Origin of the sequence: Pseudomonas sp. JAI120 (assembly GCF_014207255.1) — a bacterium.
Taxonomy (GTDB): Bacteria; Pseudomonadota; Gammaproteobacteria; order Pseudomonadales; family Pseudomonadaceae; genus Aquipseudomonas.
This window is the reverse complement of record NZ_JACHCZ010000001.1, coordinates 1,460,438-1,484,050: the sequence shown is the minus strand read 5'-3', so window position 1 is coordinate 1,484,050 and position 23,613 is coordinate 1,460,438. Positions and strand designations below refer to the sequence as shown.

General features: G+C 61.2%; 18 protein-coding genes. 16 read left to right on the top strand and 2 right to left on the bottom strand.

Annotation, left to right across the window (positions count from 1 at the left end; genetic code table 11):
- Window positions 1–37 precede the first annotated feature (37 nt).
- The 4 genes from HDC32_RS06835 (at window position 38) to HDC32_RS06820 (ending at window position 5,237) form a co-directional block, all read left to right on the top strand.
- Window positions 38–997, top strand: a complete 960-nt coding sequence (locus HDC32_RS06835; protein WP_131699739.1) for a tRNA-dihydrouridine synthase — start codon at window positions 38–40, stop codon at window positions 995–997.
- A gap of 481 nt (window positions 998–1,478) precedes the next feature.
- Complete coding sequence (locus HDC32_RS06830; RefSeq protein ID WP_184743103.1) at window positions 1,479–2,840, top strand: hypothetical protein; 1,362 nt, start codon at window positions 1,479–1,481, stop codon at window positions 2,838–2,840.
- Between the two features lie 294 nt (window positions 2,841–3,134).
- Complete coding sequence (locus HDC32_RS06825; RefSeq protein WP_311771952.1) at window positions 3,135–3,893, top strand: hypothetical protein; 759 nt, start codon at window positions 3,135–3,137, stop codon at window positions 3,891–3,893.
- Window positions 3,894–3,980: 87 nt separating this feature from the next.
- Complete coding sequence (locus HDC32_RS06820) at window positions 3,981–5,237, top strand: hypothetical protein (protein WP_184743097.1); 1,257 nt, start codon at window positions 3,981–3,983, stop codon at window positions 5,235–5,237.
- Between the two features lie 3 nt (window positions 5,238–5,240).
- On the opposite strand, the gene HDC32_RS06815 is transcribed toward HDC32_RS06820, so the two are convergent.
- Window positions 5,241–8,519 carry an EAL domain-containing protein gene (locus HDC32_RS06815; protein ID WP_184743095.1) on the bottom strand — a complete coding sequence of 1,093 codons (3,279 nt, stop codon included), beginning with the start codon at window positions 8,517–8,519 and terminating at the stop codon, window positions 5,241–5,243.
- A gap of 66 nt (window positions 8,520–8,585) precedes the next feature.
- On the bottom strand, window positions 8,586–9,476 hold the full coding sequence (locus tag HDC32_RS06810; RefSeq protein ID WP_131700512.1) for a LysR family transcriptional regulator: 891 nt from the start codon (window positions 9,474–9,476) through the stop codon (window positions 8,586–8,588).
- A 140-nt stretch (window positions 9,477–9,616) separates the two neighbouring features.
- Here HDC32_RS06810 and leuC point away from each other — a divergent pair, with 140 nt between their 5' ends.
- From leuC to HDC32_RS06750, 12 genes are all read left to right on the top strand, one after another.
- Window positions 9,617–11,035, top strand: coding sequence for a 3-isopropylmalate dehydratase large subunit (leuC, locus tag HDC32_RS06805; protein ID WP_090406677.1), 1,419 nt, complete (start codon window positions 9,617–9,619; stop codon window positions 11,033–11,035).
- A 10-nt stretch (window positions 11,036–11,045) separates the two neighbouring features.
- Window positions 11,046–11,690, top strand: a complete 645-nt coding sequence (gene leuD, locus HDC32_RS06800; RefSeq protein ID WP_090406674.1) for a 3-isopropylmalate dehydratase small subunit — start codon at window positions 11,046–11,048, stop codon at window positions 11,688–11,690.
- A gap of 128 nt (window positions 11,691–11,818) precedes the next feature.
- The gene (locus HDC32_RS06795) at window positions 11,819–12,583 is read left to right on the top strand and encodes a class I SAM-dependent methyltransferase (RefSeq protein WP_131700513.1); all 765 of its coding nucleotides are present in this window, start codon (window positions 11,819–11,821) and stop codon (window positions 12,581–12,583) included.
- A 53-nt stretch (window positions 12,584–12,636) separates the two neighbouring features.
- Entirely contained in the window at window positions 12,637–13,719 is a 1,083-nt protein-coding gene (gene leuB / locus HDC32_RS06790; RefSeq protein WP_017530190.1) for a 3-isopropylmalate dehydrogenase, read from the top strand.
- 64 nt (window positions 13,720–13,783) lie between these two features.
- Window positions 13,784–14,896, top strand: a complete 1,113-nt coding sequence (gene asd, locus HDC32_RS06785) for an aspartate-semialdehyde dehydrogenase (RefSeq protein WP_027604071.1) — start codon at window positions 13,784–13,786, stop codon at window positions 14,894–14,896.
- A gap of 152 nt (window positions 14,897–15,048) precedes the next feature.
- A complete protein-coding gene (locus HDC32_RS06780; protein ID WP_184743092.1) occupies window positions 15,049–16,059 on the top strand; it encodes an aspartate-semialdehyde dehydrogenase in 1,011 nt (336 codons plus the stop codon).
- A gap of 163 nt (window positions 16,060–16,222) precedes the next feature.
- Window positions 16,223–18,784 (top strand): FimV/HubP family polar landmark protein, encoded by a 2,562-nt coding sequence (locus HDC32_RS06775; RefSeq protein ID WP_184743089.1) that lies wholly within the window; start codon window positions 16,223–16,225, stop codon window positions 18,782–18,784.
- 141 nt (window positions 18,785–18,925) lie between these two features.
- Window positions 18,926–19,750, top strand: coding sequence for a tRNA pseudouridine(38-40) synthase TruA (truA, locus tag HDC32_RS06770; RefSeq protein ID WP_131700548.1), 825 nt, complete (start codon window positions 18,926–18,928; stop codon window positions 19,748–19,750).
- Window positions 19,751–19,814: 64 nt separating this feature from the next.
- Window positions 19,815–20,447: a phosphoribosylanthranilate isomerase gene (locus HDC32_RS06765; protein WP_184743086.1), complete on the top strand. Its 633-nt coding sequence runs from the start codon at window positions 19,815–19,817 to the stop codon at window positions 20,445–20,447.
- 243 nt (window positions 20,448–20,690) lie between these two features.
- Window positions 20,691–21,611 carry an acetyl-CoA carboxylase, carboxyltransferase subunit beta gene (gene accD / locus HDC32_RS06760; RefSeq protein ID WP_027604076.1) on the top strand — a complete coding sequence of 307 codons (921 nt, stop codon included), beginning with the start codon at window positions 20,691–20,693 and terminating at the stop codon, window positions 21,609–21,611.
- A complete protein-coding gene (gene folC, locus HDC32_RS06755; protein WP_184743084.1) occupies window positions 21,608–22,915 on the top strand; it encodes a bifunctional tetrahydrofolate synthase/dihydrofolate synthase in 1,308 nt (435 codons plus the stop codon). Before accD ends, folC begins: the two co-directional genes overlap by 4 nt.
- The gene (locus HDC32_RS06750; RefSeq protein WP_131700519.1) at window positions 22,899–23,552 is read left to right on the top strand and encodes an SPOR domain-containing protein; all 654 of its coding nucleotides are present in this window, start codon (window positions 22,899–22,901) and stop codon (window positions 23,550–23,552) included. Before folC ends, HDC32_RS06750 begins: the two co-directional genes overlap by 17 nt.
- Window positions 23,553–23,613: the final 61 nt, after the last annotated feature.

Sequence of the window (23,613 nt, the reverse complement as noted above, 5' to 3'; positions counted from 1 at the left end):
CAGTAAACTGCGCCACGATTTTTGTTGAGTGTTTTCCATGCAAATTGCTTTGGCGCCCATGGAGGGGTTGGTCGACAACATCCTGCGGGACGTGTTGACCCGCGTGGGCGGTATCGACTGGTGCGTGACCGAGTTCATCCGCGTCAACGACCGCCTGCTCACCCCGGCGTATTTCCACAAGCTCGCCCCGGAACTGCTGCACGGCGCCCATACCGCAGCCGGTGTGCCGTTGCGCGTGCAATTGCTCGGTTCCGACCCGGTGTGCCTGGCGGAAAACGCCGCGTTGGCCTGCGAGCTGGGCTCCGAAGTCATCGACCTGAACTTCGGCTGCCCGGCCAAGACCGTCAATAAATCCCGTGGCGGTGCGGTGCTGCTCAAGGAGCCGGAGCTGCTCAATCGGATCGTCGAACACGTGCGTCGTGCCGTGCCTGCCCATATCCCGGTCACCGCCAAGATGCGCCTGGGCTTCGACAGCCCGGATGGCGCGCTGGTGTGTGCCACGGCACTGGCCGAAGGTGGTGCGGCGCATATCGTGGTGCATGCGCGTACCAAGACCGATGGCTACAAACCGCCAGCCCACTGGGAGTGGATTCCGCGTGTACAGGATGTGGTCAAGGTGCCGGTGTTCGCCAACGGCGATATCTGGAGCGTAGAAGACTGGCGGCGCTGTCGGGAGATCAGTGGTGTCGAAGACATCATGCTCGGTCGTGGCTTGGTGGCGCGCCCAGACCTGGCCCGGCAAATCGCCGCCGCACGTGCAGGTGGAGAGGTGGTGGAAATGACCTGGGCTCAACTGCAGCCTATGCTTCAGGGCTTCTGGACCCAGTGCGTGGCGCAGTTGACTGATCGTCAGGCGCCTGGTCGCTTGAAGCAGTGGCTGGCGATGCTAACGCGCAATTACCCGGAAGCGGTGGAACTGTTTACCGCTCTGCGCCGGGAAACCGAATTGGACCACGTCAGTCGTTTATTAGGGATGAGTCCTTTGGGCGCGGCCTGACACTGGAAACTGTCTGCCTGTATTTCAAGCGAATGCTCCTTATCGAAAGATACGGAGCATTTTGCATTTTAAGGTATTTAAACGTTACTGCTGAATCACTCTGTAAGTTCCTGTCATTTTTTTAGCGGGGCGGGCTAGTCGTGCTGATGGTATTCCTGTGCGCGTGAACTAGCACAAACATTGATTTAATGGGGCGGCTAATGATTTCGCTTAATGACATGCGCGGCGGTTTATTAGTGCTTGTGTCTACCGGCAATGCGCACATGCGGGTTGAATCGCGGCTTTCTGGGGATAGCGATGAGGCAAAGTCCGAAAGTTTGGTTTCCTTTCCTTATGTGAACCGCGATTTCTGGAACTTGATGGCGTCAGATTCCACGAATGAAGGGACTGAGATGCAACACTGTTGTTTTCGGCCTCCATAAATCCTGTCGCTGTCCTATGTGCTCATGCTCATGGCGGCGCTGACTAAGGAATATTGATAATGTCTTTCTCGATTGATAGTTCGCCTTTTGTGAAGTTTGATGCAACACCCAATGATTCGCAGGTACCAGTACTTTCTAAAACGGGGGGCTCACCCGGTACCGCCACTAATGATTCAAAAGTTATTCCGCCCACTATTCAGCAAGACCTCTCCCGAGGTTCGCAGGGCGAGATGATGATTAGCGCAGGGGCGCTGTCTAAGTTGTTTGACATGCTTGAACAAGTTTTCAGGGCCATGCGGGAAATGGTAACGGGGAAAAATATAACTCCTGACCTGAAGACCAACTCTGATACGTCGGCCAAGGTTAACTCGGGTACAGACCCTCAGAAAAAAAACAGCACGGACTCAAGCCCGTTGCCGAAGGTGGCGCCGAACGCCGCGGATCAGGCGAAAGTGCAGCCAGACGCCAGCCCGTTGCCGAAAGTGGCGCCGAACGCCGCGAATCAGCCGAAAGTGCAGCCAGACGTCAGCCTGTTGCCGAAAGTGGTGCCGAACGCCGCGGATCAGCCGAAAGTCCAGCCAGACGCCAACCCGTTGCCGAAGGTGGCGCCGAACGCCGCGGATCAGCCGAAAGTTCAGCCAGGCGTAAACCCGTTACCCAAGACCGCGCCAAATGGGGACGATCAGATGAAGGTCAAGATCAAAACGGATGATGGCGTGTTTCAGGTGATACCGCCTAAACCGACCCCTCGTTATCTGCCTCCAGTTCCCCAACCTGGCATCCACGTCACCAACGATGCGAATGCGCAGGTGAAGGTGGAAGTCAATGTCGGCCATTGCCACTGTCCAGATACCAGGGCCGAGCACGACAAAGGCAGGCAAACCACGGTGACACCGCAGCCCAAGCCTGACGCTACGCCGCAAACCACGGTAACGCCGCAGCCCAAGCCCGACGCTACGCCGCAAACCACGGTGACGCCGCAGCCCAAGCCCGACGCTACGCCGCAAACCACGGTGACACCGCAGCCCAAGCCCGACGCTACGCCGCAAACCACGGTGAAACCGCAGCCCAAGCCCGACGCTACGCCGCAAACCACGGTGAAACCGCAGCCCAAGCCCGACGCTACGCCGCAAACCACGGTAACGCCGCAACCCAAGCCCGACGCTACACCGCAAACCACGGTGAAACCGCAGCCCAAGCCCGACGCTACGCCGCCAACCACGGTAACGCCGCAGCCCAAGCCCGAGGCTACGCCGCAAACCACGGTGAAACCGCAGCCCAAGCTCGAGGACACACCGCAGCCGCCGGTTAACCCAGTCGTGCCAAAGCCTGCACCTGATGTGACTAGCCCGGGCCCAGCCGAATCTCACGCAGATATCAAAGGTTGGAGCTTTATCAATCGTCGCCGCGCAAGGACCTGATGCCTGGCGTCGTATTTCGACCTCTTCGATAAAAACAGCGTTCTCCGGACGTAATCTTCGGAGAATCGCTAAGAATGTAGAGAGACAATCATGTCATGCTACCCAATTAATAATATTGCTCGCACAGTGGATGTGCGTCAGGTGTTGCATAGGGAGTTACCGACCGCTATCAATGAAACTGTGCTGCCTTCCAAGCCGGAAAGTGCTGGCTTTAGAGCAGGCTCCGTATCTACGCCTGTAAGTGTTCGGCCAAATAGCGTTGCGATAGGAGATCACTTAGCTCCGATTGCAAACTTGATCACGTTGTTCAACTCATTAGTCACTCAATTGATTAACCTGGTCTCGGTTAAACCGGATAAGAGTGATCGCGATGTTGCGCCGAAACCGGAAGTCACCCCTCCATTTGTACCTGCACCGATACCTGCACCGGAACCGAGACGAAATGTCCCGGCCCATATTCCGAACTTGTCCGATAAGCGTAATGGCGCCAAGCCCGACAATATCTGGAGTGGCTTCCGCCAAGGGCCGGATGGTAACTGTGTCACGGTATCGGCCATCAAGGCGGCGATGTACAAGTTCGGCCAAAGCCCCACGGATATTTATAAGGAGGTACTTAGAGTCGGCGATGGCTATCAGATAACGATGCGCGATGACTATGTCCTTACCCTGAGCGACCAGGAGTTGCGAATAGGCGCGGCCGGTTCGAAATTCATCGGCCCTGATAAAGGTATGCTCAAGGATGCGCAATTCCTGTTCGCCGTGAGTGCCAAGCGCGCACAACTGGAAAATAACGACGGCCGGGCTCGCCGCAGTTTTCAGGCTGGCGTGAGCAGCTTGAACGATGGTGAGGATGAGCGTGGCCCCGGTGAAGGCTTCGAGCGCTTGGGTTTGCGAAAATACATGAGGACGGTCAGCGTGCGAGACCTCGCCAACGGTCAGTTGGGCATGTGTAACCGATCCCTTCATTCAGTGGCTGTGATCAATGGTCGCGAGGAGTTATACGGGCGACCAGGTGGCGCGCCGACACACGGGCAGGCCATCGCACTGGTTTGAGCGGCGCGTACTTGTTTCCTGGTCAAGGGATGCAGCCAGGGTTTCTGGCTGCATATTTTCCAGCAGTCCTGCTTTAGGAGCAGATCCATGAACGCTTCTGTTGATGGCCGTGGCACCGGCATGGCGATTCGCTTGCCTGAGCACCTTTCAAGTATGTCCAGCATGAAGCCCGGCGCGAAAGGGGATGACCCTGTGAGTGCACTTCATGGCGCCGAGCGTCGATTCGGCGAAAACGTTGACTGCAGTACTCACGTGGCCGTTATCAAAATGATGATGATGACCCTCGGCTCGCGTCCCACCGATGTTTTCAACGAAGTAACCCCTGTGGGTGAAGGATATGCCGTCACCATGAAGGATCAACACAGGGTGTATGTGTCCCAGGCAGAGCTTGAGCGGGTCACACAGGCTTCAGGGGTCACGGGGCCGGACCCTGACGTGGTCAGGCATGCCAACTTCATGTTGGCGGCCTTTATAAAGCGCAAGCAAAAGTCGGGTGGTTACTCGACGTTTGAGGCGGCCCTTGCAAAGAGCCTTGAGGGCGAGACAAGCAAGCGTTGTCTGGAGGGAATGGGCGTGTACGGGCTGTCGCGGTGGGTGGCCGCCCGCGACTTGGCTGACAGGAATTCGGCCTGGGTGCGTCAAACCCATGACTTTGGCGCTGAGCTCGTGGTGGGCGGAGCCAATCACAACCACGGCGAAGGCTACGGGTATGTGCTGTTTGATGATCGTCAGACGCCACCGCAGCGTGACGGGGTGCTGGCTCAAGTGTCGGAAAGCATCCGGCATGCCGATATCTGGGGCGGTTTTTATCAAGGAGTGGAGGGCAATTGTGTGACGGTGTCGGCGATCAAGGCGGCCATCACCCGTTTCCCCGAAGGCATCTACACAGCCATCCACAGAACGCCGACCGGCTGCGAAGTGAGCATGCGCGATGGCTTCCGGCTGCGCTTGACCCATGAGGAGCTGAGGCAGGCAACCGCTGCGTCGAACTTCTATGGCAGCGACCCGGTACTGCTGGACTATGCCAATTTCCTCTACGCCTGCAGCGCCAAGCGGGCGCAGTTGGAGAACAACGATTTCCGGGCGGGGAGAAGCTTTGCGGTGGCCCTGGAAACCCTCAACGATGGCGAATACCCAGGCGAGGCGCTCCAGCGCCTGGGCCTATTCGGTTACATCCGTAACAGCACTATCGAGGAGTTGGTCAACGGTGCAATCGGTACGATTGCAGACGGTTGGCATTCTGTGGCGGTTATCGGTGGGACGCTGGACCTGTATGGGCAAAAGTACAACTTGAACGCGTCGTCCTGGAAGAGCAGAGCGCTCACCGCGTTAAAGCTGGTGTAAGGACTAGCCCAACAACCGCCGAAACCCCTCGATCGGCAGCGGTCGACTGTGCAAATACCCCTGGAACAAATGGCACCCCAGTTTTTGCAGGAACGCGAGTTGTTCCGGGGTTTCCACGCCTTCGGCGATCACCGCCAGGTTCAGGCTGCGGGCCATGGCCACGATGGCGCGGATGATTTCGGCGTCGTTGGGGTCATGGGTCGCGTCGCGTACAAAGGACTGGTCGATCTTCAGCGCATCCACCGGCAGGCGCTTGAGGTATGTCAGCGATGAGTAACCGGTACCGAAGTCATCCATGGCAAAACTGACGCCGAGCTTTTTCAGGCGGCGCATCTTGGCCACGGTGTCGTCCAGGTTTTGAATCACGATGCCTTCGGTGATTTCCAGTTTCAGCAGGTTGCAGGGCAGTTGATGCCGCTTGAGGCTGCGCTCCACCCGTTCCACAAAGTCGTTCTGGCGAAACTGCCGGGGGCTGATGTTCACGCACAAGCTGAAATTCAGCGGGTCCACCAAACCGTCAGCAATAAGTTGTGCAAAGGCGGCGCAGGCCTCGTCGAGGATCCAGGTACCCACTTCGAGGATCAGGCCGCTGTCTTCCAGGACCTTGATAAATTCGGACGGCGACTGCGCGCCCAGCTGCGGATGTTGCCAACGCACCAGGGCCTCGGCGCCGACGATCTTGTTGCCTCGCGCATCCACCTGGGGTTGGTAATGCACGCTGAACTCGCCGCGTGACAGGGCCAGTCGCAGGTCGGTTTCCATGCGCAGGCGCTCGCTGGCAGCTTTTTGCATGCTGTTGTGGAACATCTGCGTGGTATTGCGCCCCGAATCCTTGGCTCGGTACAGGGCGATGTCCGCGCGCTTGAGCAGGTCCGCCGGGGTCGTGCCATGGTCAGGAATCAACGCCACGCCGATGCTCGGGGTGACCTGCAGGCGATGGCCGTCGAGGAACATCGGCTCCGAAAGCAGTTCGCGCAGGGTATCGGCCAGTTCCTGCACCTGGGCGCTGACTTGCGTGCGCGTGCCGTCCAGGCCGCTGAGCAGTACCACGAACTCATCGCCGCCCAGGCGTGCCACCGTGTCCTCCAGGCGCACACTGGCCTCCAGGCGCGCGGTGACGATTTTCAAAACAGTGTCGCCCACCGGGTGGCCGAGGGAGTCGTTGATGTGCTTGAAATGGTCGAGGTCAAGAAACAGCAACGCGCCGCGCAGGTTATGGCGCTTGAGCAAGGCAATCTGCTGGCTCAGTCGATCCATCAGCAGTGCACGGTTAGGCAGGTTGGTCAGCGGGTCGTGATACGCCAGGTGACGGATCTGCGCCTGGGCGTTTTTCAGCAGGCTCACGTCCCGTGCGGTCAGCAGCAGGCACGGGGTTTCATTGAGGGTGATCGGCTCGACCGACACTTCAACCGCCAATACGTCGCCGCGCTTGTTGTGCCAGAGCATTTCCAGGTGAGGGATACGCCCCTTGATCTGCAATTCGGCCAATAAGGCCGCACGCTGGTTTTCATCGGCCCAGATGCCGATCTGGTACAGCGTCAGGCCGATGGCTTCTTCGGCGCGATAGCCGGTGAGGCGGCAGAAGCCGTCGTTGACCTCGACATAACGGCCGGTATCGCGTTCGGTGATGGAGATGGCGTCGGGGCTGGAATGGAAGGCCTTGGCGAACTTCTCTTCGCTGGCCTTCAGCGCGGCCTCAGAGCGTTGTTGCTGGGTGATGTCGCGCAACGTGGTGACGATGCACGGCTGGTCGCCCACCTTGATCAAGCGGCTGGAAATCATGCAGGTCAGGGGGTGGCCGTTCTTGTGATGCACCACGACGGCTACATTGCTCAGTGTCTGATCGCGAATGACCTGTTCGATACGTTGCAGGCGTTTGCTTGATTCGTCCCACAGGCCAATCTGCTCGGCGCTCTTGTCGATCACCTCGGCCGCTGTCCAGCCAAAGGTCTGGGTAAAGGCGGGGTTGATCTCGATGAACGCGCCGCTGTCCAGGCCGGTGACGCAGATGGGATCAGGGCTGGCCTGGAACAGGCTGGCGAATTTTTCTTCCGAGGCGGTCAGGCGTTGTTCGCGCTCCACTTGGTCGGTGATGTCCAGCAGGGTGCCGGCCATGCGCAACGGCGCCCCTTGTTCGCCGCGGTAGAGGCGGGCGCGGCTTTCCAGGTAGCGCGAGCTGCCGTCTTCCAGTTGTACGCGGTAAGTCAGTTGATAATTGCCGGCCGGGCCTTCGCGCAGGGTGCGATAAGCGTTGCGCATGTTCTCGCGCTCTTGCTTGGGCATGCCCTCGAAAAAAGCTTCGAACGATTCATGGAAGGATTCGGGCGGCAGGCCGTGCAGTTGCGCGGCGCGGGCCGAACCGTAGAGCATACCGGTGGGAATATGCCAGTCCCAGGTGCCCAGTTGCGCCGAGTCCAGGGCTAGGTCCAGGCGCTCCTGGCTGTCCTTCAGGGCGCTTTCGGCGTTTTTGCGCTCGGTGGTGTCGAGAAAGGTGCTGATCAAGTAGGCCTCTCCCTCCAGCTCGACCTTTTGTGCACTGAGGGTGCCATCGTGGATCTGGCCGTTGCTGGCGCAGAACTGCACTTCCATGGTGATGGGTTCGCCTTTGCGCTGGGTGGCCTGGACCAGCTGCGCGCGTTGTTCGGGGTGGCACCACAGGCCTAGGTCCAGGGTGGTGCGGCCAATGGCATCAGCCACCGGCCAGCCGAAGAGCATCTCGAAATACTGGTTGGCTTCGCTGATCAGGCCGTCGCGCTGACGGGTCAACAACACCATATTCGGGCACAGGTGAAACAGCGTGGCGAAGCGTTTTTCGGAATGGCTGAGGGCGTGCTCCCGCTCGCGCTGGCGAGTGGTCTCGCGGATCACGCCGATCATGCGGCGCCGGCCGGCCTTGTCCGGTGCCAGGCTGCCATTGATTTCCAGCCAGTGATGCGTACCGTCCGGCCATTGAATTCGATGGTGCATGGCCTGCTCGAACGGCTCGCCGGCCAGCACTGCATGAAAGGCGCGTACCACCCGGGATCGATCCGACGGCGCTAGCAGGTCGAGGTAATCCAGGTCCTTGGGCAGCGGTTGGCGTGGGTCGAAGCCGAACAGCGCCTGGGTGCCCCGTGACCAGCTGATACGGCCCGTGTCGATTTCCCAGCACCACGCGCCCAGCCGGGCAGCATTCAGGGCTGCCAGCAGTTGCGGGGCACTGTCCCAGCTTTGTTCCGCCTGTTGAGGGTCCAGGGCGTAAATGCGGGGCAGGGGAGGTAGAGGGTCGACAGGGTTGCGCATTATCAAAGGGCCTTGGCTCAATGGGCAAACAGCGCGGTTTTATTCACAACCTGGGGCCGCACAGCGTCATACCGGTATCACTGGCAGATCCACCTGTGCATCCAACAGGCTCATGAACGCCCGCGCAGCGTTCGACAGCGTCCTTTCGGTGTGCACGATATAGCCTAGCTGGCGACTGAGTTGTATGCCCGGCAAAGCGATACTCGCCACCTGATCGTCCAGCATGGTGCGCGGCAAGACGCTCCAGGCCAGGCCGATCGAGACCATCATCTTGATGGTTTCCAGATAGTTAGTGCTCATCGCGATGTTCGGCGTAAGGCCCTGGGCCTCGAACAGTCGGCTGACAATATGATGGGTAAAGGTATTACCGCCAGGGAAAACCGCCGGGTGGCCGGCAATATCGGCCAGGCTGACGTCGCGGTTGCCGGTGAGGCTGTGCTCCGGCGCCACCACGAAATCCAGTGGGTCGTCCCACACCGGGGTGGCGCGTACCAGGTGATGGGGGGCGGGCGCCAGGGTGATCACCGCCACTTCGGCGCGGCCGTGGAGGATTTCTTCGTAGGCCACTTCCGAATCGAGAAACTGAATATCCAGGGCCACGTTCGGGTATTCCCGGGTGAAGGTACGCAGGATCGGTGGCAAACGATGCAGGCCGATATGGTGGCTGGTGGCTAAAGTGAGGCGGCCGCTGACTTCTCCGGTGAGATTGGTGAGGGCGCGGCGGGTGTCGTCCAGCACGTTAAGGATCTGATAAGCGCGCGGCAGCAGGGCCCGACCGGCTTCGGTCAAGCCGACTTCACGGCCCAGGCGATCAAACAGTCGCACCTTCAATTGCTGTTCCAGGCCGGCGATGCGCTTGCTGATGGCCGGTTGGGTCAGGTACAGGCGTTCACCGGCGCCGGAGAAACTGCCGGTCTCGGCGATGGCAATAAAGGCATTGAGGTTGGCCAGGTCCATGGTGGTATTCCAGTTGGTAATCCAAAGCATAAAAAATATGAATTTGAGTTATTTAATGTAGCGCCATACCATCAGCCTCACAAGCCAAAGGGTTATTGAAAAGCCCGGCGCATAGAAATACCGCTGATGAGGACCGACTGATGGCCGGCAAAACGCTTTACGACAAGCTTTGGGATTCCCATGAAGTGAAACGGCGCGACGATGGCTCGTCGCTGATCTATATCGACCGTCACATCATCCATGAAGTGACCTCGCCACAAGCGTTCGAAGGCCTGCGGCTGGCCGGGCGCAAGCCTTGGCGCGTCGACTCGATCATCGCCACCCCGGACCACAACGTGCCGACCACTCCGGAGCGCAAGGGCGGGATCGATGCCATTGTCGACACCGTGTCGCGTTTGCAGGTCCAGACTCTCGACGACTATTGCGACGAATATGGCATCACTGAGTTCAAGATGAATGACGTGCGTCAAGGCATCGTGCATGTCATCGGCCCGGAGCAGGGCGCCACCTTGCCGGGCATGACCGTGGTCTGCGGTGACTCCCACACCTCCACCCACGGCGCGTTCGGCGCCCTGGCCCACGGCATCGGCACCTCGGAGGTGGAGCATGTGTTCGCCACCCAGTGCCTGGTCGCCAAGAAAATGAAGAACATGCTGGTGCGCGTCGAAGGCCAATTGCCGTTTGGCGTGACCGCCAAGGACATCGTGCTCGCCGTGATCGGCAAGATCGGCACCGCCGGCGGTAACGGCCATGCCATCGAGTTTGCCGGCAGTGCCATTCGCGACCTGTCCATCGAAGGCCGCATGACCATCTGCAACATGTCCATCGAGGCCGGTGCCCGCGTGGGCATGGTGGCGGCGGACGAGAAAACCGTTGAATACGTCAAAGGCCGTCCTTTCGCCCCGGCGGGCGCCGATTGGGACGCCGCGGTTGAAGCCTGGAAAGACCTGGTGTCCGACGCCGATGCGGTGTTTGACACCGTGGTTGAACTCGACGCTGCCCAGATCAAGCCGCAAGTCAGCTGGGGCACTTCGCCGGAAATGGTTCTGGCCGTCGACCAGAACGTGCCGGACCCGGCGCAGGAAGCCGACCTGGTCAAGCGCGGTTCCATCGAGCGCGCCTTGAAGTACATGGGCTTGAAAGCCAACCAGGCGATCACCGACATCCAGTTGGATCGCGTGTTTATCGGTTCCTGCACCAACTCGCGGATCGAAGACCTGCGCGCTGCGGCGGTGATCGCCAAAGGCCGCAAAGTTGCCTCGACCATCAAGCAGGCCATCGTGGTCCCGGGCTCAGGCCTGGTTAAAGCCCAGGCTGAAGCCGAAGGCCTGGACAAGATCTTCCTCGAAGCCGGTTTTGAATGGCGTGAGCCGGGCTGCTCAATGTGCCTGGCGATGAACCCGGACCGCCTGGAGTCGGGCGAGCATTGCGCGTCGACCTCCAACCGTAACTTCGAAGGGCGTCAGGGCGCCGGTGGCCGTACCCACCTGGTGAGCCCGGCCATGGCCGCCGCCGCTGCCGTCAACGGTCGTTTCATCGACGTTCGCGAATTGATCTGAGGAAAACCCGATGAGAGCTTTTACCCAACACACCGGTTTGGTCGCGCCGTTGGACCGTGCCAACGTCGACACCGACCAGATCATCCCCAAGCAGTTCCTGAAGTCGATCAAGCGCACCGGTTTCGGCCCCAACCTGTTCGACGAGTGGCGCTACCTGGACGTGGGCTACGCCTACCAGGACAACTCCAAGCGCCCGCTGAACAAGGACTTTGTGCTCAACGCCGAGCGCTACCAAGGCGCCAGCGTGTTGCTGGCCCGGGAAAACTTCGGTTGCGGTTCCAGCCGCGAGCACGCGCCGTGGGCCCTGGAAGAATATGGCTTTCGCAGCATCATCGCGCCGAGCTATGCCGACATCTTCTTTAACAACAGCTTCAAGAACGGCCTGTTGCCGATCATCTTGAGCGATGCGGAAGTGGATGAGCTGTTCAAGGCGGTGGAAGCCGATGTGGGTTACCAACTGACCATCGACCTGGCCGCGCAAACCGTGACCCGTCCGGACGGCAAGGTGTACCACTTTGAAGTGGACGCCTTCCGCAAGCACTGCCTGATCAACGGCCTGGACGATATCGGCCTGACCTTGCAGGACGGCGATGCGATTGCCGCGTTTGAAGCCAGGCACCGGGCGAGCCAGCCCTGGTTGTTTCGTGACGCCTAAATCGATGTAGGCAGGACCGCCGCTATCGGGGGCAAGCCCCCTCTCACAGGGGGAACGCATTCCAAATGTGGGAGGGGGCTTGCCCCCGATGAGGCCAGTGTTAACAACACACACCCAGGGGAAACACCATGACCAGCACCGCCCACACCCAAGTCGTGCAAAAACAATTCGGCGAACAGGCGTCTGCCTACCTGAGCAGTGCCGTGCACGCCCAAGGCACCGAATTCGCGCTGCTTCAGGCTGAACTGGCCGGGCAGGGCTCTGCGCGACTGCTGGACCTGGGCTGCGGTGCCGGCCATGTGAGTTTCCATGTGGCGCCGCTGGTCAAGGAAGTGGTGGCCTACGACCTGTCCGAGCAGATGCTCGACGTGGTTGCTGCCGCCGCCAAGGATCGTGGCTTGGGCAACATCACCACCGTGCACGGCGCCGCCGAGCGCCTGCCGTTCGCCGATGGCGAATTCGACTTCGTGTTCAGCCGTTATTCGGCGCACCATTGGAGCGACCTCGGCCTGGCCCTGCGCGAAGTGCGCCGGGTGCTCAAGCCGGGCGGCGTGGCGGCGTTTGTGGATGTCTTGTCACCGGGCAGCCCGCTGTTGGACACTTACCTGCAAACCGTCGAAGTGCTGCGCGATACCAGCCACGTGCGCGATTATTCCGCCGGGGAGTGGATGCAACAGCTCAGCGAGTCCGGTCTGCACGTGCGCACTAGCAGCCGCCAACGCTTGCGCCTGGAATACACCTCCTGGGTCGAGCGCATGCGCACGCCAGAGGTATTGCGCGCTGCAATCCTTGAGCTGCAGAAGGCCATGGGCCAGGAAGTGCGCGATTATTACGAAATTCAGGCCGACGGCACTTTCAGCACCGACGTACTGGTGGTCTTCGCCGAACGCTGATCGATTTTTCCCGACCTGCCCACGGGCGGGTCGCTTGATGAAATGAGGAACGCATGAGCAAGCAGATTCTGATTCTCCCTGGCGACGGTATTGGTCCGGAAATCATGGCCGAAGCGGTCAAGGTGCTGGAACTGGCCAACTCCAAGTACAGCCTGGGCTTCGAGCTGAGCCACGACGTGATCGGCGGCGCGGCCATCGACAAGCACGGCGTGCCCCTGGCCGATGAAACCCTGGACCGCGCCCGTGCGGCCGATGCCGTGCTGCTCGGCGCCGTGGGTGGCCCGAAATGGGACAAGATCGAACGTGACATCCGCCCTGAGCGCGGCCTGCTGAAAATCCGCGCGCAACTGGGCCTGTTCGGCAACCTGCGCCCGGCGATCCTCTACCCGCAACTGGCCGACGCGTCGAGCCTCAAGCCGGAAGTGGTGGCGGGCCTGGACATCCTGATCGTGCGTGAACTGACCGGCGGTATCTACTTCGGCTCGCCACGCGGCGTGCGTGAGCTGGAGAATGGTGAGCGCCAGGCCTACGACACCCTGCCGTACAGCGAGAGTGAAATCCGCCGTATCGCCCGCGTCGGTTTCGACATGGCCCGTGTGCGTGGCAAGAAGGTCTGCTCGGTGGACAAGGCCAACGTCCTGGCCTCCAGCCAACTGTGGCGCGAAATCGTCGAAGAGGTGGCCAAGGACTACCCGGACGTCGAACTGAGCCACATGTACGTCGACAACGCCGCCATGCAACTGGTACGTGCGCCGAAGCAGTTCGACGTGATCGTCACCGACAACCTGTTCGGCGACATCCTGTCCGACCAGGCCTCGATGCTCACCGGTTCCATCGGCATGCTGCCGTCGGCGTCCCTGGATACCAATAACAAGGGCATGTACGAGCCTTGCCACGGCTCGGCGCCGGACATCGCGGGCCAGGGCATTGCCAACCCGCTGGCGACCATCCTGTCGGTCTCGATGATGCTGCGTTACAGCTTTAACCTGAGCGACGCTGCGGACGCGATCGAGAAAGCCGTGAGCCTGGTGCTGGACCAGGGCTTGCGCACCGGCGACATCTGGTCGCAGGGTTGCACCAAGGTGGGTACGCAAGAAATGGGCGACGCAGTAGTCGCCGCGCTGCGGAATCTGTAATCTCTCGGGCCCGCTTGCAGTTGTTGCTGCAAGGCGGCCCACTTTTTAACAAGGTGTAGTTGCGATGAAACGTGTAGGTCTGATCGGTTGGCGCGGTATGGTCGGTTCCGTGCTCATGCAGCGGATGCTGGAAGAGCAGGATTTCGATCTTATTGAGCCGGTGTTTTTCACCACTTCGAATGTAGGTGGCCAAGGGCCGTCCGTGGGCAAGGATATTGCCCCGCTCAAGGACGCCTACAGCATTGAAGAGCTGAAAACCCTCGACGTGATCCTGACCTGCCAGGGTGGCGACTACACCAGCGAAGTCTTCCCCAAGCTGCGTGAAGCCGGCTGGCAGGGTTACTGGATCGACGCCGCCTCGAGCCTGCGCATGCAGGACGACGCCGTCATCATCCTCGACCCGGTCAACCGCAAGGTCATCGACCAGCAACTGGATGCCGGCACCAAGAATTATGTGGGCGGCAACTGCACCGTCAGCCTGATGCTGATGGGCCTGGGTGGCCTGTTCGAAGCCGGCCTGGTCGAGTGGATGAGCGCCATGACCTACCAGGCGGCGTCCGGTGCCGGCGCGCAGAACATGCGTGAGCTGATCAAGCAGATGGGCGCGACCCACGCCGCTGTCGCCGATCAACTGGCCGATCCGGCCAGCGCGATCCTCGACATCGACCGCCGTGTGGCCGAAGCCATGCGCAGCGATGCCTACCCGACCGAGAACTTCGGTGTGCCATTGGCCGGCAGCCTGATTCCGTGGATCGACAAAGAGCTGCCGAACGGCCAGAGCCGCGAAGAGTGGAAGGCCCAGGCCGAGACCAACAAAATCCTCGGCCGGTTCAAGAGCCCGATCCCGGTGGATGGCATCTGCGTGCGCATCGGCGCCATGCGCTGCCACAGCCAGGCGCTGACCATCAAGCTGAACAAAGACGTGCCGATCGCCGATATCGAAGGGCTGATCAGCCAGCACAACCCCTGGGTCAAGCTGGTGCCGAACAACCGCGACATCAGCATGCAGGAGCTGAGCCCGACCAAGGTCACCGGCACCCTGAATGTACCGGTGGGCCGTCTGCGCAAGCTGAACATGGGCACCCAGTACCTGGGCGCGTTCACCGTCGGCGATCAACTGCTGTGGGGCGCGGCCGAGCCGCTGCGTCGCATGCTGCGGATTCTGCTGGAGCGTTGATCGCGTAAGGCGATAAGAGAAACCCGCGTTCTGGTGACAGGCGCGGGTTTTTTATTGTTCTTTCGGGCGCTCGATCAGACCCAGGCTAATTGCCTCCCCCCCAGCCACCCGGTAAAGTGCCGCTCCCCCCGCCATGCCCGAGGTAGCCCCCCATGACCCAGACCTTTGAAATTGCCGTGATCGGTGCCACTGGTACGGTCGGCGAAACCCTGGTGCAGATTCTCGAAGAGCTGGAATTCCCGGTGGGCACCCTGTACCTGCTGGCGGGCAGTAACTCTGCTGGCGCCTCGGTGCCGTTTCGCGGCAAGAACGTACGGGTCAAGGAGGTCGACGAATTCGATTTCAGCAAGGCGCAATTGGCCTTCTTCGCTGCAGGCCCTGCGGTCACCCTGAGCTTCGCGCCGCGTGCCACGGCGGCGGGTTGCGCGGTGATCGACTTGTCGGGAGCCTTGCCCGCCGAGCAGGCGCCTCAGGTGGTGCCGGAAGCCAATGCCCACGTCCTTGAGGGGTTGAAAAAGCCGTTCCAGCTAGGCAGTCCGAGCCCGTCCGCCACTAACCTGGCGGTGGTGCTGGCGCCGTTGCGCGGCTTGCTGGACATCCGGCGTGTCGCCGTCACTGCCAGCCTGGCGGTGTCTGCCCAAGGCCGAGAAGCCGTCAGCGAATTGGCACGTCAGACCGCCGAGCTCCTGAACGTGCGCCCCCTGGAACCGAAGTTCTTTGACCGGCAAATGGCCTTCAACCTGTTGGCACAAGTCGGCACGCCAGACGCCCAAGGTCATACCGCCTTGGAAAAACGCCTGGTTCACGAACTGCGCGCAGTCCTGGAATTACCTTTGCTAAAGATTTCCGCAACGTGCGTTCAAGCCCCGGTGTTTTTTGGCGATAGCCTGACTGTGTCACTGCAGTCGGGCGCGGCGGTCGATCTCGCCGCCGTCAACCGGGCATTGGAGGCCGCGCCGGGTATCGAACTGGTAGAAGAGGGTGATTACCCTACAGCCGTGGGCGACGCAGTGGGCCAGGATGTGGTTTATGTAGGCCGGGTGCGCGCGGGGGTGGATGACCCGGCTGAACTAAATCTGTGGCTGACGTCAGATAACGTACGCAAGGGCGCAGCCCTTAACGCCGTGCAACTGGCGCAGTTGTTGATAAAACGCCTTGCGTAAAAGATACTTGGCGGCAATTTGTAGATTGATTCTAACCAGGCGCTATGCTTGGCCCCAAGCAGGAACAATTGCGCGTCGGTGACCTATCGGCTCGCCATGCCTTATGGCAAGCGGTTACCAACCTTCTCGCAGGCCGGGGAGTGTTCAAACAAAGGATGAGGCTATGGTTCAAGTTCGCAAACTGGTGTTAGCAATAGCGGCCGCCTCGGCGCTGTCCTCCGGTATGGCGCAGGCGCTGCAGCTGGGGGAGATGACCCTAAAGTCGACGTTGAACCAGCCGTTGTCGGTGGAAATCGAATTGCTCGATGTCGGTGGCCTCACGGCGTCCGAGATCACCCCGAGCCTGGCCTCATCCCAAGCGTTCGTGGACGCGGGCGTCGATCGCCGGGCGTTTCTCGATGACCTGACGTTTACCCCGGTCATCAATCCCAGTGGTCGCAGCGTGGTGCGCGTCACCTCCAGCAAGCCGCTGCCGGATTCCTACGTACGTTTCCTGCTGCAGGTGCAATGGCCCAATGGCCGCCTGATGCGCGACTACAGCGTGTTGCTCGACCCGAGCAAGTTTGACCAGCCTGCTTCGAGTGCCGCAGCACCTGCTCCGCGCTTGGGAGCGCCTGCCAATGCTGCGCCCGCTGTGAGCAAGCCGGTTCAGCACACCACCACCTCCCGCGACACCCTGTGGGAAATTGCGCAGAAGCACCGCAATGGCGGCTCGGTGCAGCAGACCATGCTGGCCATTCAGGCACTCAACCCCGGCGCCTTTATCGATGGCAATATCAACCGCCTGAAAACCGGCCAGGTGCTGCGCCTGCCGGACACCGTACAAAGCACTGCGTTACCGCAACCTCAAGCAATCGCCGAAGTGACGGCGCAAAATGCCGCCTGGCGCCAGGGTCGGCGCGCGGCTGCCAATCAGGTAGCCGGCAAGCAGCAACTGGACGCCACCAAGCGCGCCCAGGCCGGCAATGCGCCGTCGACCACCAATGCTAAGGACAACCTGAGCCTGGTCTCGGCTGAAGCGGCCAAGAAGGGCGGCAAAGGCAAGGCCGGTGACAGCCGGGTCCTGAGCGACAAGCTGGCGATGACCCAGGAGCAACTGGACACCACTCGCCGCGATAACGAAGAACTCAAGAGCCGTGCGGCAGATTTGCAAAGTCAGTTGGATAAACTGCAAAAGTTGATTCAACTGAAAAACGATCAACTGGCCCGTTTGCAGGCAGACAAAGGCGACCCGGCGGTACCGGCGACGGCAGCGATGCCCGCACAACTGACAAGCGACCCGGCCGCCGCGCCGACAGCACCCGCTGCACAGGCCGCCGCGCCAACGCCAACCCCGGCTGCGTCGGCACCTGAGGCGGCTAAACCAGCCGCCGCACCTGATACCACCGAAGGCAAGTTCAATGATCTGCTGACCAACCCGGTTGTCCTCAGTGTGATCGGTGGCGCGGCTGGCCTGGTAGTGTTGCTGCTCCTGCTGCTGTGGGCGCGCCATCGCAACGCCCGCCGTGAAGAGGAAAAGCACTTGCGCATGGCGCGGGCGCTGGCTGAAGAGCCGGAATTTACCTCGAACATCGAACAGGACCTGCCGTCGGACAGTTTCGAAGGCCTCGAAGTGCCGCCGCCGAACGTCAAGCTGGCAGCCGCTCCGGCCCCTGCTCAAGTGGTTGCGCCAGCGGTGGCGGTTCCGACGGTTGCCTCCGTGCTCGCACCGCTGGCCGCTGCCGTGGCCCCGCAAAACGCCAACGATGCCCTGGCGCAAGCCCAGTCCCATATCGACCGTGGTCATTTGAACCAGGCCGCCGATGTGCTGGAACAAGCGATCAAGCACGAGCCCAAGCGCAGCGACCTGCGGTTGAAGCTGATGGAAGTCTACGGCCTGCAAAGCGACAAGGACGGTTTCGTCACCCAGGAGCGTCAACTGGTGGCCAATGGTGAGAACCATGCCCAGGTCGAGCAGCTCAAGTCGCGCTTTCCTGCTATGGCCGTATTGGCCGCGGGCGTCAGTGCCGCAGTTGCCGCGGCCGCGCTTGATGCTCAGTACGTCAAGGAGTTGCTGGAAGACAAGCCGGCGGCCCCGGCCACCGAGCCCGGCGCACTCGACACCGATTTCGATTTGAGCCTGGATGACCTGGAAGCGGCTTCCCCGGCCAACCTGGACGACGAGCAGACGTTTGCCGCGCTCCTGGAACAGCAATCGGCGCCCAAGGCCGGTGAGGAAAACCTGTCGGACTTTGACCTCGACCTGCAACTGAATGCCCCGGCGTCCGAGCAATCCGACGACGACTTCCTTTCCGGTCTTGAGGATCAGATGAAGGATGCGCCGGCAGTCGAGCCGCCGACGCTGACCCCGTCGGCGCCGGATGACTTCGATTTGCCGGAGGATTTCGACCTGTCCCTGGCGGACGAACCAGACGCAGTCGCCAAGCCTGATGCCTTCGCTTCGGAACTGGACGATGTCAACGCCGAACTCGATCGCCTGTCCCAGAGCCTGGAAAATCCGCCCATCGAACCTTCTTTTACCGCTGAAGACGCAGCGTTGGGCGATGATGAACCGGAGTTCGACTTCCTGTCCGGCACGAATGAAGTCGCCACCAAGCTCGACCTTGCCCAAGCCTATATCGACATGGGGGATGCCGACGGCGCGCGGGACATTCTCTCCGAAGTGCTCACTGAAGGTGATGAGGCGCAGCGCGGCGAGGCCAAGGAAATGCTCGGCAAAATCTGAGGGGCGATGCAGGTCCAGTGTGGGAGGGATCAATCCCTAACAAAAGCGCACGCCACGCAGCTGCCGCATTTATAATGGCCGCCTTCGCGCAACTCATCAGGCTCTCAGTTCTTGGCAAATATAGATAACCCGGCCGCCGAAATGGCGGCCGCTGGCTTTTACCGCATCGCTCTCGGCGTGGAATACAAAGGCTCGCGCTATCGCGGCTGGCAGCGCCAGGCGTCAGGCGTGCTGACGGTGCAGGAAACCCTGGAGAAGGCCTTGTCCAAGGTCGCCGATTCGCCCGTATCGCTGATGTGCGCCGGACGTACCGATGCCGGCGTGCACGCCTGCGGCCAGGTGGTGCACTTCGACACTCAGGCTGAACGCACGATGAAGGCATGGGTGATGGGCGCCAATATCAATTTGCCCCATGACGTCAGCGTCAGTTGGGCCAAGGTCATGCCTGCGCACTTTCATGCGCGCTTCAAGGCCATTGCCCGGCGTTATCGCTATGTGATCTATAACGACCAGATCCGTCCCGCGCACCTCAACGAAGAAATCACCTGGAACCACCGTCCGCTGGATGCCGAACGCATGGCCGAGGCTGCGCAGCACCTGGTGGGTGTGCATGATTTCAGCGCATTCCGTGCCGGCCAGTGCCAGGCCAAGTCGCCGATCAAGGAAGTCCATCACCTGCGGGTGACCCGCCACGGCAAGATGATCGTGCTGGACATCCGCGCCGGCGCCTTCCTGCACCACATGGTGCGCAACATTGCTGGCGTATTGATGACCATCGGTACCGGAGAACGCCCGGTGGAATGGGCCAGGGAAGTGCTGGAAAGCCGCATCCGCCGCACGGGCGGCGTCACGGCGCATCCGTTTGGCTTGTACCTGGTGGATGTGGAGTACCGCGACGAGTTCGAGCTGCCGCAACGCTTCATCGGGCCACACTTCCTCACAGGGTTCAGCGAACTTGACGGCTGACGCCCGGAAAAGCTTTTGTTACCATCCGGGACTTTCTCGGTCCAACCCCTGAGGTTTCTACGATATGTCTGCCGTTCGCAGCAAGATTTGCGGGATTACCCGCATAGAAGACGCGCTGGCGGCAGTCGAGGCGGGGGCGGATGCCATTGGTCTGGTGTTTTATGCCAGGAGCCCACGGGCGGTGAATGTGTTGCAGGCGCGGGCAATCATCGCTGCGTTGCCGCCGTTCGTGACCACCGTGGGCTTGTTCGTCAACGCCAGCCGCTGCGAGCTCAATGAGACCCTGGATGCCGTACAGTTGGATATGCTGCAATTTCACGGCGACGAAACCCCGGATGAATGTGAAAGCTACCAGCGCCCGTATATCAAGGCGTTGCGAGTCAAGGCGGGTGACGACATCGCGCGTGCCTGCGCTGCCTATTCCGGCGCGCGTGGCATTCTGTTGGACACGTATGTCGAAGGCGTACCGGGTGGGACCGGCGAAGCGTTTGATTGGTCGCTGATCCCCGAGGGGCTGAGCAAGCCGATCATCCTCGCCGGTGGGCTCAATCCCGCGAATGTCGCGGCGGCTATCGAGCAGGTTCGGCCGTATGCCGTGGATGTCAGCGGTGGGGTAGAGCAATGTAAGGGCATCAAGGATCACAGCAGGATTCGCGCATTCATGCAGGCCGTGCGCAACAGCAGTGGCGGGATGTGACGGCTGGCAGTCTGCCGCCGTCCATAACTACCACTGTGTAAAACAGCCCGGTGCCGCCTGAGGGAGGCCCGGAAATGAAGTGGCAACCTGCACTGGCAGGCTGTCTGGAAGGCTGAGGATGCAGGCTGGAAATGGCAGGTCGAACGTCTGACCCCGTCCAGCCTGTGTCATCGCCACATATGAATTTAGCTCAAGGGCATACGCGGGGCTGTGTTCAAGCCACCGGTACTGGAGAAAGAAAGCATGAGCAACTGGTTAGTAGACAAACTGATCCCTTCGATCATGCGTTCCGAGGTGAAAAAAAGCTCGGTTCCTGAAGGTCTGTGGCACAAGTGCCCATCCTGCGACGCGGTGCTGTACCGCCCCGAGCTGGAAAAGACCCTGGATGTTTGCCCCAAGTGCAACCACCACATGCGTATCGGCGCCCGCGCCCGCATCGACATCTTCCTCGACGCCGACGGCCGTAACGAGCTGGGCGCCGACCTGGAGCCGGTTGACCGTCTCAAGTTCCGCGACGGCAAGAAGTACAAGGACCGCCTGACCGCTGCGCAAAAGCAGACCGGTGAGAAGGACGCGCTGATTTCCGTCAGTGGCAAGCTGCTGGGGATGCCGGTGGTGGTGTCGGCGTTCGAGTTCTCCTTCATGGGTGGCTCCATGGGGGCCATCGTCGGCGAACGCTTCGTGCGCGCCGCCAACTACGCCCTGGAAAACCGTTGCCCGATGATCTGCTTCGCCGCCTCCGGTGGTGCGCGGATGCAGGAAGCGTTGATCTCCCTGATGCAAATGGCCAAGACCTCCGCGGTGCTGGCGCGTCTGCGCGAAGAAGGCATTCCGTTCATCTCCGTGCTGACCGACCCAGTCTACGGCGGCGTTTCCGCCAGCCTGGCGATGCTCGGCGACGTGATCGTCGGTGAGCCAAAAGCCCTGATCGGCTTTGCCGGCCCGCGCGTGATCGAGCAGACCGTGCGCGAGAAACTGCCGGAAGGCTTCCAGCGCAGCGAGTTCCTGCTGGAGCACGGCGCAATCGACCTGATCATCCCGCGCGGTGAACTGCGTCCACGCCTGGGTAGCCTGCTGGCGCAGATGATGGGCCTGCCGACACCTGTTTACGTCGCGCCTAAAGTCGAGCCGATCGTTGTACCCCCGGTGCCTGCGAACCTATGACCCAACGTACCCTGGGCGAATGGCTCGCCTACCTTGAGCAGTTGCATCCGTCCGCCATCGACATGGGCCTGGAGCGCTCGCAACAGGTAGCGGCCCGCCTTGGGTTGGGCCGGCCGGCACCGCGAGTGATCACGGTGACCGGCACCAATGGCAAAGGCTCTACCTGCGCCTTTGTTGCCGCGCTGCTGCAAGCCCAAGGGCTGAAAGTTGGCGTGTACAGCTCGCCGCACCTGCTGCGTTACAACGAGCGGGTGCAACTCAATGGCGTCGAAGCCACTGATGAGCAACTCTGCGAAGCCTTCGCTGCACTCGATGCCGGGCGAGGCGAGATTTCCCTGACTTACTTCGAAATGGGCACCCTGGCGGCGTTCTGGCTGTTCGAGCGTGCGCAACTGGATGTGGTTGTATTGGAAGTGGGCCTGGGCGGACGCCTGGACACCGTCAACGTGGTGGATGCCGACCTGGCGCTGGTCACCAGTATTGGCGTGGACCATGCCGACTACCTGGGGGATACCCGCGAGTCCGTGGCTTATGAAAAGGCCGGGATTTTCCGCCAGGGTAAGCCTGCGCTGTGCGGTGATCTGGATCCGCCGCAGCCCTTGCTGGACAAGGTGCGTGAGCTGGATTGCCCATTCTTCCTGCGTGGCCGCGAATTCAATCTTGATATCGGTGGCCGGCACTGGCAGTGGCGCGGGCGGGATGCGCGTGGGCTGGCTGTAGAGCTGCGCGATCTGCCCTTGCTGAATCTGCCGATGGAAAACGCCGCGCTCGCGCTGCAAGCCTATCTGTTGCTGGACCTGCCTTGGCATGCTGAGCAGATTGCTGCGACGTTGCTGGCGACTCGCGTGGTGGGGCGTATGGACCGTCGCGGGTTCGACTGGCACGGTAAGCACCTGAACCTGCTGCTGGATGTGGGGCATAATCCCCATGCAGCGCAGTACCTGGCAAAACGCCTGGCGCGCACGCCGCCGGTGGGGCGTCGCCTTGCTGTATTCGGTTTGCTCGCCGATAAGGACTTGGAGGGCGTGGTTGCGCCGTTGCTGGGCAGCGTCCAGGCATGGGCGGTCGCGCCGCTGGACACGCCCCGTAGTCGTCCGGCCCATGAGCTTGAGATCGCGTTACAGAACCTTGGTGCGCCCGTGGCGTCGTATGCAGGCGTGACTGCTGCCCTGGAGGCTCAGTGCGCGGTGGCGACGGCCGAGGACGAGATTCTGTTGTTCGGATCATTTTATTGTGTTGCCGAGGCGCTTGAGTGGTTGGCCCGGCGCTCCACGGAGGAAGCTGCACATGGCATTACTGGATAGCGCATACAAGCAGCGAATGGTTGGAGCCCTCGTGCTGGTGGCATTGGCGGTGATTTTCCTGCCGATGCTGTTTTCCCGTCAGGACGAGCAGCGCCAAGTGGTCGTCGAGGCCCCGGCTGCGCCCCAGGCCCCGGCGGTACCGCAAGTGCAGGTTGAACCGGTGGTAGTACCGGAGCCGCAGGCATTGCCGGAAGAAGAGCCCGTGCCGACTGATGATGAGGTGGCCGCGCAACAGGCGCCGTCGATGCCGGTTCAGCCAAGTGTCCCGGTGGTCAAGCCGACACCTGCTCCGGCGGTCGCCGCCAAGCCTGCGACGCCTGCGCCCAAGCCTGTAGCGCCGCAGCCTGCTGCGCCGGGCAAGCCGGATGTGGGTCAGAGCCGTATCGATCCGAATGGTTTGCCGATCAGTTGGTCGATCCAGGTGGCCAGCCTGGGCAATCGCGAAGGCGCTGACGCCTTGCAGAAAAAGCTGCGTGCCCAGGGTTACAACGCCTACATCCGTAGCGCCGACGGCAAGAACCGGGTGTTTATCGGGCCGCTGATCGAGCGCGCAGAGGCCGACCGGCTGCGGGATTTGCTGGACCGTCAGCAGAACCTGAAAGGCTTCGTGACCCGTTTCCAGCCTGAGCGCGGCTGAGCCCGCATCGATTCCAGCCTGGAATGCAATCAAATGTGGCGGGGTTGAAATCGGGCCGTCT

Bases quoted from the DNA above. Each gene is read 5' to 3' on its own strand.
- HDC32_RS06835 (WP_131699739.1), top strand. From the start codon at position 38: ATGCAAATTGCTTTGGCGCCCATGGAGGGGTTGGTCGACAACATCCTG.
- HDC32_RS06830 (WP_184743103.1), top strand. From the start codon at position 1,479: ATGTCTTTCTCGATTGATAGTTCGCCTTTTGTGAAGTTTGATGCAACA.
- HDC32_RS06820 (WP_184743097.1), top strand. From the start codon at position 3,981: ATGAACGCTTCTGTTGATGGCCGTGGCACCGGCATGGCGATTCGCTTG.
- HDC32_RS06815 (WP_184743095.1), bottom strand. From the start codon at position 8,519: ATGCGCAACCCTGTCGACCCTCTACCTCCCCTGCCCCGCATTTACGCC.
- HDC32_RS06810 (WP_131700512.1), bottom strand. From the start codon at position 9,476: ATGGACCTGGCCAACCTCAATGCCTTTATTGCCATCGCCGAGACCGGC.
- leuC (WP_090406677.1), top strand. From the start codon at position 9,617: ATGGCCGGCAAAACGCTTTACGACAAGCTTTGGGATTCCCATGAAGTG.
- leuD (WP_090406674.1), top strand. From the start codon at position 11,046: ATGAGAGCTTTTACCCAACACACCGGTTTGGTCGCGCCGTTGGACCGT.
- HDC32_RS06795 (WP_131700513.1), top strand. From the start codon at position 11,819: ATGACCAGCACCGCCCACACCCAAGTCGTGCAAAAACAATTCGGCGAA.
- leuB (WP_017530190.1), top strand. From the start codon at position 12,637: ATGAGCAAGCAGATTCTGATTCTCCCTGGCGACGGTATTGGTCCGGAA.
- asd (WP_027604071.1), top strand. From the start codon at position 13,784: ATGAAACGTGTAGGTCTGATCGGTTGGCGCGGTATGGTCGGTTCCGTG.
- HDC32_RS06780 (WP_184743092.1), top strand. From the start codon at position 15,049: ATGACCCAGACCTTTGAAATTGCCGTGATCGGTGCCACTGGTACGGTC.
- HDC32_RS06775 (WP_184743089.1), top strand. From the start codon at position 16,223: ATGGTTCAAGTTCGCAAACTGGTGTTAGCAATAGCGGCCGCCTCGGCG.
- truA (WP_131700548.1), top strand. From the start codon at position 18,926: ATGGCGGCCGCTGGCTTTTACCGCATCGCTCTCGGCGTGGAATACAAA.
- HDC32_RS06765 (WP_184743086.1), top strand. From the start codon at position 19,815: ATGTCTGCCGTTCGCAGCAAGATTTGCGGGATTACCCGCATAGAAGAC.
- accD (WP_027604076.1), top strand. From the start codon at position 20,691: ATGAGCAACTGGTTAGTAGACAAACTGATCCCTTCGATCATGCGTTCC.
- folC (WP_184743084.1), top strand. From the start codon at position 21,608: ATGACCCAACGTACCCTGGGCGAATGGCTCGCCTACCTTGAGCAGTTG.
- HDC32_RS06750 (WP_131700519.1), top strand. From the start codon at position 22,899: ATGGCATTACTGGATAGCGCATACAAGCAGCGAATGGTTGGAGCCCTC.